Origin of the sequence: Marinobacter caseinilyticus, assembly GCF_011074955.1 — a bacterium.
GTDB lineage: Bacteria > Pseudomonadota > Gammaproteobacteria > Pseudomonadales > Oleiphilaceae > Marinobacter > Marinobacter caseinilyticus.
Genome location: NZ_WUQJ01000011.1, coordinates 151,351 through 164,960 on the forward strand (window position 1 = coordinate 151,351; position 13,610 = coordinate 164,960).

The 13,610-nt window shown below is 52.7% G+C and carries 12 protein-coding genes; 4 read left to right on the top strand and 8 right to left on the bottom strand.

The features are described 5' to 3' along the window. Window positions 1-54: 54 nt before the first annotated feature. The 4 genes from GRX64_RS04580 to GRX64_RS04595 form a co-directional block, all read right to left on the bottom strand. Complete coding sequence (locus GRX64_RS04580) at window positions 55-2,184, bottom strand: acetate--CoA ligase family protein (RefSeq protein WP_166264101.1); 2,130 nt, start codon at window positions 2,182-2,184, stop codon at window positions 55-57. Beyond that, window positions 2,174-4,123, bottom strand: coding sequence for a TRAP transporter permease (locus GRX64_RS04585; RefSeq protein WP_166264103.1), 1,950 nt, complete (start codon window positions 4,121-4,123; stop codon window positions 2,174-2,176). Before GRX64_RS04585 ends, GRX64_RS04580 begins: the two co-directional genes overlap by 11 nt. A gap of 86 nt (window positions 4,124-4,209) precedes the next feature. Further along, window positions 4,210-5,211, bottom strand: coding sequence for a TAXI family TRAP transporter solute-binding subunit (locus GRX64_RS04590; protein WP_166264105.1), 1,002 nt, complete (start codon window positions 5,209-5,211; stop codon window positions 4,210-4,212). A gap of 145 nt (window positions 5,212-5,356) precedes the next feature. Next, the gene (locus tag GRX64_RS04595; protein ID WP_166264107.1) at window positions 5,357-6,154 is read right to left on the bottom strand and encodes an enoyl-CoA hydratase/isomerase family protein; all 798 of its coding nucleotides are present in this window, start codon (window positions 6,152-6,154) and stop codon (window positions 5,357-5,359) included. A gap of 234 nt (window positions 6,155-6,388) precedes the next feature. On the opposite strand from GRX64_RS04595, the gene GRX64_RS04600 reads away from it, so the two are divergent. The 3 genes from GRX64_RS04600 to GRX64_RS04610 all read left to right on the top strand — a co-directional run bounded on the left by GRX64_RS04600 (window position 6,389) and on the right by GRX64_RS04610 (window position 9,025). Continuing rightward, window positions 6,389-7,339 (top strand): LysR family transcriptional regulator, encoded by a 951-nt coding sequence (locus GRX64_RS04600; RefSeq protein WP_166264109.1) that lies wholly within the window; start codon window positions 6,389-6,391, stop codon window positions 7,337-7,339. Window positions 7,340-7,581: 242 nt separating this feature from the next. Next, the gene (locus GRX64_RS04605) at window positions 7,582-8,427 is read left to right on the top strand and encodes a transposase (protein ID WP_166264111.1); all 846 of its coding nucleotides are present in this window, start codon (window positions 7,582-7,584) and stop codon (window positions 8,425-8,427) included. A gap of 238 nt (window positions 8,428-8,665) precedes the next feature. Further along, complete coding sequence (locus GRX64_RS04610) at window positions 8,666-9,025, top strand: YajD family HNH nuclease (protein ID WP_137435457.1); 360 nt, start codon at window positions 8,666-8,668, stop codon at window positions 9,023-9,025. A gap of 103 nt (window positions 9,026-9,128) precedes the next feature. Here GRX64_RS04610 and GRX64_RS04620 read toward each other — a convergent pair whose 3' ends face one another. Continuing rightward, window positions 9,129-9,473, bottom strand: a complete 345-nt coding sequence (locus tag GRX64_RS04620) for a DUF2956 domain-containing protein (RefSeq protein ID WP_166264113.1) — start codon at window positions 9,471-9,473, stop codon at window positions 9,129-9,131. A 233-nt stretch (window positions 9,474-9,706) separates the two neighbouring features. Here GRX64_RS04620 and GRX64_RS04625 point away from each other — a divergent pair, with 233 nt between their 5' ends. Next, on the top strand, window positions 9,707-10,426 hold the full coding sequence (locus GRX64_RS04625; protein WP_282433926.1) for a glutathione S-transferase: 720 nt from the start codon (window positions 9,707-9,709) through the stop codon (window positions 10,424-10,426). Here the strand turns inward: GRX64_RS04625 and GRX64_RS04630 are convergent. The 3 genes from GRX64_RS04630 to GRX64_RS04640 form a co-directional block, all read right to left on the bottom strand. Next, window positions 10,367-11,566, bottom strand: a complete 1,200-nt coding sequence (locus GRX64_RS04630; protein ID WP_166264115.1) for an MFS transporter — start codon at window positions 11,564-11,566, stop codon at window positions 10,367-10,369. The genes GRX64_RS04625 and GRX64_RS04630 overlap by 60 nt on opposite strands. Before the next feature lie 131 nt (window positions 11,567-11,697). Continuing rightward, the gene (gene tenA / locus GRX64_RS04635) at window positions 11,698-12,366 is read right to left on the bottom strand and encodes a thiaminase II (protein WP_166264117.1); all 669 of its coding nucleotides are present in this window, start codon (window positions 12,364-12,366) and stop codon (window positions 11,698-11,700) included. Between the two features lie 68 nt (window positions 12,367-12,434). After that, window positions 12,435-13,115 carry an arginine N-succinyltransferase gene (locus tag GRX64_RS04640; RefSeq protein ID WP_166264119.1) on the bottom strand — a complete coding sequence of 227 codons (681 nt, stop codon included), beginning with the start codon at window positions 13,113-13,115 and terminating at the stop codon, window positions 12,435-12,437. Window positions 13,116-13,610: the final 495 nt, after the last annotated feature.

The window sequence follows — 13,610 nt, forward strand, 5'->3', positions numbered from 1 at the left end:
TCCAATTCAGAAACGGGCAGCGTCAGCTGTCCCGCTCCTATTCTGTTACTGTTGCTAATGGTTCAGACGAACTAATGCGTCGACAATTCGAACCCCTTCTCCTTTCTTCATGACAAAGACTGGATTGATGTCTAGCTCCTCTACCTGCGATCCTTCCTGTACTAACATCAGCGAAAGCGAGCTGATCAATTCAGCTAAGGCTTCAGTGTCTAATACATCTCGGCCTCTTGCACCCTCTAGAATTGGTGACGAGACCAAGTTCTTGATAGCGTGCATTGCAGTAGGCACATCTACAGGCGGAATAAGCAGCTGAAAGTCCTTCAGGATCTCTATGTAAATTCCCCCGGAAGCCACCATAAGCACTGGGCCAAATATTTGGTCTCTTTTGATGCCAAGCGAAACTTCGAAGCCTGCTTGGAGCATTTCCTGAACCAGGACACCTTCTACTTTGTCCATTCCTACATGCTCGGCTCCTTTTGCCAACAGATCGGTGGTCACAGACCTCAACTGCTGCTCATTCTGGACGTTAAGCACCAGTCCGCCTAATTCGGTTTTATGCTGAACAGCTGCAGAACAGATTTTTACTGCCACGGGGTAGCCAATGGTACTCGCTGCACCTACCGCCTCTGCTTCAGTTCTGGCCAGGACTTCACAGCTGACGGGGAGCCCCCATTTTTTTAACAGCTCCTTACTTTTATGCTCACTCAGAAAGCCATCTACTGAACAGGCTCTGTACTCCTCCAAGCTGCCGACGACGCCTTCGGTTTTCCCAAGACGCGGTTGCTCCTCGCTACTTCCCACCTCAAGCCCTAGGGAAAAATCCGCAAAGCTGGCAACTGCGTTCACGCACATGGTTGCATTCTCGAAGACTGGAACGTCAGCACGACTGAACTCTTCGATCACTCCGGATTGCCCTCCTACCCAAGCGACTGCCATGATCTGCCTGCTAACTCTGTTGGCTTCTGCGATGTCTCGGATTATAGCGGGGATGTCATACCCTTTTCCCATAATGCCAAGCCCGAAGAGAATAATGTCCACGCCAGGGTCCCGCGTAAGGACCGGAAGCGCATTCGAAAGCAATTCCTTATCATTGAGCAACTGGGCAGTTAGATCAATTGGGTTCTCTGCAGAAGCAAAGTCCGGCAGCATATTCGTCAACTCATCAATAGTGGACATGGATAACTTTGCAAGCCCCAGTCCCAGCTCCCTGCATTGATCTACCATCATGACCCCGAGCCCTCCCGAATTGCTCAGTATGGCCACGTTCCGCCCAACTGCTCTCTTTTGCTGAGAGAAGAGCACGGGGAAGTTCGCCAACTCATGGACGTCCCGTACACGGACAATTCCGGACTGGCGGAACACTGCATCTACAACCGCGTCTTCTCCCGCTAACGCCCCAGTGTGTGAGCTTGCTGCTTTTTTCCCTTCTGGTGTTTTACCCGACTTCAACGCCAGGATAGGCTTAGCCATGTGTCTGGCCTTGCGTGCAGCGCTTATTAGAACGCTGGGTTTTTTTACGTCCTCCATATAAACCTGTACAACTCGCACGTCGGTATCATCCAGGACCTTATCCAATAACTCGGACACCGAGACGTCCGCCTCGTTGCCCGTAGCTATCCAATACTTGATGCCCCCGGCCCACTCCTTCTGGAGGTTGTAAACCATTGCAGCTACGGCCCCACTTTGGCTTATAATTGCAGAGTACCCGGTCCTTAACCCGGCTTCTGCAAAGCAGGTGGAGAAGGATGCGACGCTTTTCTGCTGAAGATTAACGACTCCCTGGCAGTTTGGTCCTAGTACGCGCATACCAGACTGAGTAGCGATGTCGCTAATCTGCCGCTGTATCTCTTTCCCTTCCTCCCCAGATTCAGCAAAGCCCGAGCTGAAGATTATGCAAGATCTTACGTGTTGCTCTGCACATTCCTCGAGAGCGTGTATTACTGATTTTCCCGGGATTGCGATGATAGCTAAGTCTACTGTACCGGGAACCGCTGCAATAGATGGATAACACTGCAGTCCCTGGACAGTTTCCCGCCTTGGGTTGACAGGACAGATTTCGCCTTGAAATCCGTACCTCTTCAAGTATTCGATCGGCCTTCCGCTAATCTTTCCCGTATCGTCTGAAGCTCCGATTATCGCAATCTTTTCAGGGCTAAGCAGTCCATCTAGTGCATCAGTTCCCACGTTGTTCTCCTGTTTTCATCTGCGGTTCTCTTATTATGCAATGCTCGCCTGGCTCTCCAGATCGACTTCCGCTCTTGTGTCGAATGCCCCAGAGAATTATACCCAGCAGGACAATTATCCCCATCCCAAGGAGATCAGTTCGTTGTTCTGGAACAATTAAAAGCAGAGCCCCTACTACTGCAACACAAGAACTCCAGACACCGAGGGGTGCGAGGAAATATCTCTGAAGGCCAACAGACAGCGCAAAAATACCCAAAACGGCACTTCCGATCCCGAGGACAATTTCAGTGATTCCCCCCTGTAATATCAGCGCGGGGTTGTAGGCGAACATAAACGGTAGAATGAAAGCAGCTATTCCGAGTCGGAATGCAGTTATGCTCGTCGGCCACATCTTCTCCTGGGCAATGCCTGCAGCTACCAAGGATGCGAGTGCGACGGGGGGGGTAATGGCTGAGATTATACCGAAGTAGAAAATAAACAGATGAGCTGCTAATGCATTGACTCCTAGCTCGATCAAGGCAGGCGCGACTGTCACGCTCAGTACAAGGTATGCCGCGACGGTAGGCAACCCCATACCCAAGATGAGAGAAGCGCACATTGTTAAAAACAGCAAGGCTAATAGGCTACCACCCGACGCTCCAATCAATAATGAGGACAACTGGTACCCCAGGCCCGTCTGAAGAATGACGCCGACAACCATTCCCACGCTGGCACAGGCTACCGTCACTTCCAGCGTACCTAGAGCCCCTTGCCTCATAATCTCTATTACTTGGCTGATAGAGACACGATTTTTAGGATTAATCACCATCGCGATGAGCGTGATGATAATCGTCCAAAAGGCGGCACTCATAGGGGACCACTGCAAGAACAATAGTAAGTAAACCAAGACCACTGGCGACACCAGAAGGTGCCAGCTTTGGGCTAGTGCAGGCCTCACCGCAGGCATTTCATCTTTACTAACGCCTTTGATCCCTTTCTTTGCGGCCTCAAGGTCTACCATAAAGAAGAGAGCCAAATAGTAGAGTACTGCTGGTACCGTAGCTGCCAGAGCCACCTCCCAGAAGGGAACAGCTAATACTTCAGCAATGAGAAAGGCAGAGGCGCCCATCAAAGGAGGCATGAACTGACCTCCGCTCGAGGCAACAGCCTCCACCGCCCCGGCAAATCGTCCCGAATAGCCGAGCTTCTTCATGAGAGGAATAGTAAAGTTTCCAGTTCCGGCCACGTTCGCAACCGCACTGCCAGAGATTGAGCCGAAAAGCGCACTTGCTACAATGCCAATTTTCGCTGGTCCACCTCTGACCCCGCCAAATAACCGGGTCGCAATCACGATGAACAATTGCCCTGCCCCACTAACGTTGAGGAGGGCTGCATACAGAATGAACAGGAAGATGAATGTAGCTACTACTCCGAGCGCTACCCCAAATACGCCCTGTAGACTGAGTGCTTGATAGAGCGCAATTTCGCCCAAAGAATAGCCGCGGTGGCTGATAATGAACGGGAAATAGTCACCGAAATACGCATATCCTAGGAAGGCTACGCCTATTCCCGGGATTGCCCATCCGATTGACCTCCTTGCTGCTTCTAATATAAGTAGGATAAGAGTGAGACCCAACACAGTCTGGAACGACGTTGCGGCGTTGGTTTGCGTCCATAAATCATGATAGTTTATGGCCACATAAGCGACTGGAATTATAGAAATCAGCGCCAAGCCGACCTTCTCAAAACTGAAACGGTGCTTCAGATCGTCGCGGGTTGGATTAAAAGGATATATCAGGAATACTAAAAACAGCGCAAACATCAGGTGGACAGAGCGTTGTTGTAATGCGGGTAAGACTCCAGTAGCGGCGGTGTATAGTTGAAATGAGCTCCAGGCTACGCATACGGTCGTAACTGTAGCTTCGAACAGTGAAAATTCTCGACCCCGAAAGTGCAACACGCGCTCACCCTCTTATTTGTTTTTGGTATACCGCGGAATTACAGTTCGTCGATTACGGCTGACTCGTAATCGACGCTGGCAAACTGCTATTTTTCTGCTCCGGGGTTTGGCTCCAGTTTGAACCCGGCCTCTTTAAAATACTTTTTAGCCCCTGGGTGAAGGATTGCTGGGTCGAGTATCCCTGCCTCAAGATACTCTCTGGTTTTTTCTGGAGTCACCTGCTTACCGGCTGGATGCACCGCAGCGACTTGGTCTCGATTCTCGAAAATAGCTTTAACAATCCTGTATACGTCGTCTTCGGGGGTATTTTTGTTAGCTATAAGTGACGCGAATACGGTGTAGAAAGCTGCGTCTTCCTCTACCCCTGGGTATGTGCCGCCCGGAATAGTTCTGAAGCCATTTAGTGGTGTTTGTGCGTTCCACTTCTTTTTCACGTCCTCCTCAACCTCAAGGAAGCGCACGCCAACGGTAGAGGCTAGTCCCTCAAGTGTGCCGTTCTTCGGGTATCCCGTGATGGTCCCTATGTCTATGTGGCCATCTCGGAGAGCCGCGGCGATTTCAGAATAGCTGAGGTAAACCCACTCTATTTCGCTCTCCGGCACACCAGCCATTTCATACACAGCTGCAACCACTAGTTTCGTTGATTCAGATGGCACGCCGATACTGAGACCAGATGCTTCGTTTACATTAGTTAGAGACGAATCCTCCAGTACAATCTGCGACATCACGTTGTCGTACAAGCCCATGACTACCCGAACGTTAGACTGAGGCTCATCGTATTCTCCCTTCCCTTTAGTCGCCCGCTCCACCATGTCCAACTGGACAATACCGAACAGGGCCTTTTCGTTATTTATCTGAACAGGTGTTACAGATACGGAAGGAGGATTGCTAGGGTTGAGGCGAACCTTTTCAGCGTTCTGGTTGATTGTGTTAGCTAAGCCCCCACCAAGCACATCGTAAACGCCCCCAGTACTCCCGGTCAGAAACTGCCCAACTAGCGGCGCAGCAGACAGAGCTGCGGATGAGAGAGATAACACAAGAGCTCCAGCTACTGCTGTGATTCTGTTTCTGTATTTATTGTTGTACATTGAACCGTCCTCTTATTGTTGCAACGCCCCTAGCGGGCCGTATTGATGCGCCGGAGTGGCGCGCTTTCCGATTCTGTGCCGTAATCGCACCTCGACAAAGCCAAGCTCTATCTCGACGTTTGAACATAGGCTTCGCCAGACCTAATCATGCCTTGCTACTCTCCTTTTCTTTTGTTTGCCCCCGGGCTGCACGTTCTTCTAAGAAACGCCCCATCATCTGCTGGGGCTCACCACTCGCATAGTCTTCGAGATGATAAGCGGCTACGGCTTGACAAGCTTCCTCGAAGCTCGCCTGTGTCAGCGAACGGAAGCGCTTTTTCGTAAGCCGAAGCGCATTTGGTGGAAGTCGGCAGAACTCAGCCGCAATATCCATGGCTTTCGGTAGAACCTGCTCTTGGGACACTAAATCACTGATTAGGCCGATCTCGTAGCCTCTGGAGCCCGTGATCAAATTACCCATCAAGGAGAGGTTCACGTTGTGCGAATGCCCTACATGCAAGCTCATCAAGTAAGAGCCAAGAATGCTGGCTAGGCCCACACGAACTTCAGGCTGCCCGAGTTTCATTTCTGGATAACCGACTCGTACATCACAGAGCAATCCCAACTGAAAGCCGATCCCGGCAGCAGTCCCGTTGAATGCCGCGACAATGGGCTTGTCCAGATCCCGTACTGCGCTCAGTAAGGCTCCTTGGTGCTGCATCCAGCTTTCGATGTCTTCTGGTTGGAAACGTGCAGCCTCTGCCAGATCTTGCCCCGCAGAAAAGGCACGCTCGCCGGCCCCTGTCAGAACCAGGGCTCGTACGCCCGGGTCAGCGTTCAGGGATGCCAGTTGTGTTATCAGCTCATCTCGCATCTGGCTGTTAACAGCGTTAAGTGCATCAGGGCGATTAAGAGTCACCACCACCGTGCTATCGTGAAATTCAAGCGCTATTAGCTGTGCCATACGTCCTCTCTATTTTGATTATGGGCGTGTTGCAAGCACCAACTTCCCTATGTGGTGCTGTATTAGATTTTGTTCTGGTCGGTGCAGTGCCAAGGGCTACTATTGACGCCGTCACGCTGTCCATATCAATCAGCTGAATGGAAGATCTATACCTTCGTAACGTAGCCCTACGGTGGACTTTTTGTAAGCTACGAGTGTTAATATCAGATATGTGAAAAATGCATGGGGAGTGAGATGGATCTAAAGCTATATGAGATCTTCATAGCTGTGGCAGAAACAGGAAGCCTTACCAAGGCAGCTGTTATGCTCGGCACGACTCAACCTGCAGTCAGCCGTTCTATTGCTGGCCTGGAGAAGTATTTTGGCGAACCTTTATTGTCTCGCACTGGTCGCGGCGTGGTACTTACAGAGACCGGGGAGGTGGCCCTACCCCGGGTACGAGCGCTATTAAACCAAGCCGAAGAGCTCTCTGTCGATTTGCGCGAACTGGGCCGTTCACCAGGAGGGACGGTTTCCCTGGGGATACTTCCATCCCTGGTACAACCATTGGCTGGAAAGCTCTTTGCACAACTCCGCCTGAACTTTCCTCGCGTTCGGCTATGTATTTTTGAGGGTTACAGTGACCAGATAGAGGAATGGATTGCGGCAGGCCGCGTAGATATAGGTTTGCTTGCCCGGTATCGGCCTAGGCATACGAACGGTCAAGAACTGCTCAACTCCCGACTAATGTTAGTCGGCCCCCCGGATATTTGTACTTCTCCTGAAGTCGACTTCATGGAGATGTCAGACGTACCTTTAGTCTTGCCGGCAATTCCGAATGGCTTGCGCATGCTTGTTGACGAGGCCGCGCAGAGGCTAGGCTTAGAGCTTAACGTGGTAATGGATGCGGACTGCCTTGGAGCGCCCAAAGAACTGGCACGCCACCACGGTTGCTTTACCATTCTCAGTCCTGAAGCCATATGGGAAGAACTTTCTCTTGGAAGTCTATCGGCCTCATACATTGTCAACCCGGAACTAAACAGACAGATCTCCATCGCAACGACAACTCATCACCCCTTAAGCCGAGCTTCTCGCGAGGTTTTAAGATCTATTCACCAGATCGGCCACAACCTCAATAATCATTCACAACAGCAACCTTCTGGGGGGGCAAGTCGCTGCACCTCATCTTTGCCTACTGATCAGTAGGCGAATCCATTACGCCCACCGACCCGCTCGATGTAGTCGCCGCCGCCATCAGCGATGGTAAGTATAATGCGGCAAAAACCGGGACACCCATTTGGCAGCCGGGGTCAAGACACAACAAAAGACCTGACCGCATCCAAGCACAGGTGCCGGGGTCAGGTCTTGCGTTTTGCCCCGCCTTGCCATTTCGATCTGATCCCCGCAGTCTATCCCGCCCCAAGTAAAACCACGGAAGGAGCCAAGGAATGGCCAGACCGTTGCGACTGGAGTTTGCCGGCGCGTTGTATCATGTGACGTCTCGCGGAAACCGACGGGAGATGATCTATGAATCAGACGAAGATCGGCGCGCCTGGTTGTCGACCCTTGATGAGGTATGCGAGACCTTCAACTGGGTTTGCCATGCTTATTGTCTGATGGGCAATCATTATCATCTGTTGATTGAAACGCCTGAAGGCAATCTGTCGAAAGGTATGCGCCTGCTAAACGGCGTCTATACGCAGGTTTTCAATAGGCACCACGGCCGGGTAGGGCATGTTTTCCAGGGGCGCTATAAGGCGATTTTGGTTGAGAAGGACAGCTACCTATTGGAACTGTGCCGCTACATCGTGCTCAATCCTGTTCGTGCAGCGATGGTTCGATCGGCTGTGGAATGGCCTTGGAGCAGCTACCGCGCAACGGCGGGTTATGAAAGGGGCATAAAGGCACTTGATGTTGATTGGATTTTGTCTGCTTTTAATGATCGGCGGGCCAGGTCAGTAGAGAGCTACGAACAGTTTGTTGCTGACGGCAAGAACCAGCCGTCTCCATGGGAGAAGCTCAAGAACCAAGTCTATCTTGGAAGCGATCAATTCGTTGACGACATGCAGAGGCGAATTGATGGGGCAGAATATCTCTGCGAAATACCTACTAGTCAGCGCCGCCCTTTGGCCAAGCCGCTGCAATGGTACTGGGATTCTGCTTCGTCCCGAAATGGAGCGATCCATTTAGCGTATGCGAGTGGCGGTTACAGCTTGAAGGAAATAGGTGATTTTTTTGGGCTCCACTATTCCCGAGTAAGTCGGATTGTTAGGGAGGCAAAACGCAAGACCTGACCCCGGGGTTGAGACCTGACCCCGGGGTTGGTGACCCCGGGGTTGGGCGCAGGAGCGGATCTGGGATTAACAAGTTAAGAAAACCGGGACAGACCTATTTCCCCGTAAAGACAAAAAATTTAATAAAGAAGATAATTAGACCTAACCAGTCGCTGGTGGTGACGCCACTCGTTGGCGATCACGGCGCGCCACAGCTTTAACTTGGCTGTAAGGAAACGATAAGGACTCAGGTTTCGCTATGAATAAAAAAACCACTTTCGACCAAGTTCGGGCTGAACAGCTGAAATACAACGCGAAGCGAGCTTCGGGCTATCGAGAGCAGGCGCTGAAACTCTTTCCCCATATTTGTGGCCGCTGTGCGCGGGAGTTTGCTGGCAAGAATCTATCGGAGTTAACTGTGCATCATGTCGACCATAACCACGATAACAATCCGCCGGACGGCAGTAATTGGGAACTCTTGTGTCTTTATTGCCACGATGAGGAGCACTCAAAATTTGAAAATCTCGTGCGTTATGGCAGTAGAAAAGAAAGCAATCAAGCCCCGGCAACCCATAATCCCTTCGCAGATTTAAAGGAAAAAATGGATCAGAAGAAGTAGCTCGGACATAAAACCGGGACAGATCTATTTTTTGAAACCGGCGGTCGCCTGCACACCGCCATCCGCGAAGACGCCAGCATGAACCTGGCCGCCATTGATTCGTTTAGCCCCCCAGGCCCAAGCCCAGTATATAGAGACCGATTCCAGTCCAGGTGATCAGTAGCAGCGCCCAAGGTAGCCATGGGGTTCGATAGTGGATCTCGGATTTTGCAGGATTTTGTTCCGCGCTTTCGGTCGCTGTTTGGTGTTGTCCTTTTTTGCGCTGTTTGTCTTTTTCCCGGGCTTTGGCTTTTTGCTGTTTTTTATACTGATCAATGCCCTTCTCGATACCCTGCGCGATCATTTTTGTCTGCTCCTTGCTTTGCCGGGGCCGCTGAGTCGCCTTTGCCATGGCGAAGGCTTCCTCCTGAGTTTGCGGTGACGGTGGCTGCTTTTTGATTTTTGCCATAGGGCTCGGCTCGGGTTGTTGGTGAATGGGCTATTGGAGCGCATCGCAGGGGTCGGCGTCGAATGTTTCCACGATCACCGTGCTTCGGTTAAGATCGGCGTCCAGCGCAGAAAGGATTCTGTGTTTGAAAAGCAGGGAGAAGCTGATGCCAACACAGGCCAGGGTGATTGTGCTTGGTTTTGCCCATTATCAGCTTCGTTTATTCAGCCAGGAGCCACGCCATTACCTTTCCGCTGCCTCGTTTATATTCTTTCCGTCGTTGTCCTTACGCTATGCGCGCTCGGCTCGGGATCTTGTTTGCCGGACTGACCGTGGAGCTGCGGGAAATCGTGTTAAAAAACAAGCCGGCGCAGATGCTGGCGGTCAGTCCCAAAGGCACGGTTCCTGTTCTGGAGCTGGCAGGAGGTGATCGTTCTGAGAGGCTCGTTATTGAGGAAAGCAGGGAAATCGTCGAATGGGCGTTGCGGCAGAGTGATCCGAAGGGTTTGTTGAACACTGATTTAGTAAGCGCTAATGCCCTGATCGACCGCAACGATAACGAATTCAAACACTGGCTGGATCGCTATAAATACGCGGATCGCCATCCAGAACTCTCCCAGTTGGATTACCAGCAAAAGGGTGAGGTGTTTTTGCAGGCGTTGGAAAGCCTATTAGCCAAGAACCGGTATCTCCTGGGGAGCAACATCAGCATCGCTGATATTGGCATCATGCCCTTTGTACGCCAGTTCGCCCATGTCGATCGGGAGGTGTTTTACAGTCTGCCCTATCCGAATTTACAGAAATGGCTGAGGGATTGGCTGGAACATCCAGTGTTCCTGCAGGCCATGAGCAAATTCCCGTCTTGGCAGGAAGGCGATGATGAGGTGGTATTTCCACAAATAACCGGGACAGATCTATTTTCCCCCTGCCCGTTCCCGCCGAATCAGCAGTACCAAAGCCAGCGCCGCCAGTGACCCCATCACAGCGGCGAAAGTGATCCCAGTCGTCATCAGGCTGGTCATGCTCGCCATCAATCCCAGGCCGATCACCGGCACCGAGATAGCGATATAGGCCACGACAAAGAACGTGGACGTCACCGCTGCCTTCTCCCCTGCAGGGCTGGCCGCAGCGATGGCACCCATGCCGGCGCGGAATGAGATGCCCTGGCCGATACCGGCAATCACAGCACCGGCGATGAACAGCGCGAGGGACTGGGTGTATATGCCTAGCGCTATCGGAATCACACCGAGCATCAGGGAAACGCAGCCCAGAGGCAGGCGCAGCCTGAGCGGCAGTGTGCCCTGCAGGAACTGACCCAGGGTTGAGGCGATGAAGATGCTGCCGGCCACAACGCCGATCAACAACCGATTGTCGTAGCCCAGCACCTTGCCCATCATCGCCGGGGCGATGGATGTGAAGAAGCCGCACATGGCAAAGCCCGCGAAACCTGCAATAGCGGCGGGAATAAATACACCGCGGACTTCCGCTGGCACGTTCAGTCGCTGGATAGACAGTTTTGGGCGAACGGGTTTCGAGACGGTCTCAGGCGCTGCCCAGATGCAGCACACGGCCAGCACCGCCATGACAATGTGCACCAGAAAGGTCAGGTGCAGTGGCCAGGGCAGGTACTGGGAAAGAGCGCCAGCTAACATCGGCCCCAGGCCCAGCCCGCCCATGTTTGCCGCCGTGGCAAAGAAAGTGGCCTTCTCCCGCCAGTGGGGCGGGGCCAGTTCAATGACTGCCACCGTGGCTGTGCCGGTAAAGATCCCTGCGGACAGCCCCGACAGCACCCGGCCGGTCAGGATCATCGCCAGGCCATCGGCCTGCACGAACACCAGGTCACTGATGATGGAGCAAGCCAGGCCCGCAAATAGTAAGGGCCGGCGGCCTATCTGATCAGACCAGCGCCCAGTCAGTATCAGTGCGGCGATCACACCAAAGGCATAGGCGGCAAAGATGATGGTGATCATCAGGTCGGAAAACCCGAAACTGTCCTGGTAGATCGGGTAAAGCGGCGTCGGCATGGTGGTGCCGATCATCGTGACACTGAAGGTGAAGGCTGCGCCCAGGAAAATAAGCAGCGGAAACCAGCGGTGTTGCTTGGGTGAGGGCATGCAGGATTCCCGGTCGGCGATCTTTAAAGGCTGGCTACCCTATCAGAGGGGGCGGGCGAATCGAAGGAGGAGCCGATGCCATGACAGGCCAGGGTGGTTGTGCCTGGTTTGAATAGTTTCCAGGCATCTGCCTAGTCGCTCAGTGTAAGCCCCATTTCCCAGAAGTCGATCTCCAGCCGCGTGGCGTCCCGGAAAATTCGGGTGAGTTGTTCGAATCGGGCGGGGGATACTTCGGCGAGTCGGTCATCCAGCCAGCGAATTTCTGCGTGCATTGCCTCCTGGAATTCGTCGCTTTCATACATGGCGATCCAGGCATCGTAGGGGTTGGATTCGCCACGAAGGGTCTCGCTGCGGTGGTTCAGCCAGTTGGCGATTTCACCATAGCCGACCATGCAGGGTGATAGGGCGACGTGCAGGTCTAGCAGGTCGCCGCGGTTGCCGGTGTCGAGAACGTATCGGGTATAGGCCAGTGTGGCGCGAGCTTCCGGGAGGTTGGCCAGTTCGTCCTCAGAGATACCCCAGTCTTTGCAGAAGTCGATATGCAAGCCCAGTTCGGTATCCAGGATGGCCTGCATGCCATCCTTGGCCTGGCGCAAATCGGCCAGGGTGGGGCTTTTGTAGGCGGCCAGTGCAAAGGCGCGGGCAAACTGTATCAGGAACAGATAATCCTGTTTGAGGTAATGCTGAAATGCGTCCGCAGCCAGCGTGGCATCGCCTAACTGAGTAACGAAGCTGTGTTGAATGTAGTCTCGCCACTCTTCTGGGCAGGCTTTTTTGAGGTCTTCGAACTGATAAACCATTTCGTTGCTCCAACTTGGGTTTACGCGAAGTATTTCAGAGGATAAACCGGGACAGATTTATTTCCCCGCTATTCCTTCAGCCGGACGAGCAGTCGGCCGTTCTCAACCTGGATATAATCCACACCGGCTGCAAAAGATTGCCAGAATCCTGGGTTGGCGCCGAACTCGTTGACCAGGTCCACGTTCTTGAGGTTACCCAGCCAGGCGTTGGGAATGGGAACGCCCATGAGGCTGACGCCCCTTAACTTAACCAGGGGACGACCGTTGGCAAAGGAGAGTTCTACGCCAGCATTCACTCGCAGGGTTCTGCCGCCGAGCACAGGGAAGTTCTCTTCAAGAGGCACCAGAAGGACGGCGCTCAACAGATCGTCTGAAAGGTCGACGGCGAGTCTCTGGGCCAGATCGGTGTTGTTGGCCAGCAAACCGTTGAGTTCCCGCTCGCTAAAATGGACCTCCCGGCTGGCGCCTTCCTCACTGTAGGCTTCCGGCTGCAATGGGCGGCCAGATTCGCCGCCCTGGGTATCAATACCCAGACTATTCAGCTTGTTGTTAAGTGAGTCCTGTTCACTGGCATCCAGGGTTACGGGTTCGAAGTTTTCAGGAAACACATAGTGGCTTAACCACCAGTAACCAACGCCGACGGTGGCAACGATGGTGAGCAGGACAATGCCAAAGACATGCAAGCCACTGAAGCCCTTCTTTGTGGGTGGCGTCGCTGGTGCTGTTTTGTTCTCGGTTGTTTCACTCATTGCCAATGCCACCTGATTGCTCTTTGAAACTGCTTTGACGCTGTCTTTGGAACAATACCCTAACACCAGACATTGTTTTATCGTGTATTCAGGTGAATGTGATGCAACAAAGGGCGAGTGCTATGGAGAGTGATATGACGACACCAGGCGATCAGCTTCGCGTGTTCTACGATGGCGCCTGCCCGAGCTGTGTCAATGATAACGGGGTCAGGTCTTGCCTTTTGCTCTCTTGTACTAAAGGGGTCAGATCGCATTAAAATTGATCAGCTCGGCCTGAGAGCGTTGTTCAGGTAGAATTAAATCGATCTGACCCCTTTGAGCCGAGCTGATCAAAATAAAATCAATCTGACCCCTTTAAGCTCGACCCCTTTAAGCCCTGTCGGAAAAACGTGATTTCTTCATGCAGAATCTCTGAATCGCCCCCGGTATTCTAGACACCGGTCAGGCTCTGAAAGTAACGCCGCTCGTACTCTACCGGCGACAGATTATCACTCG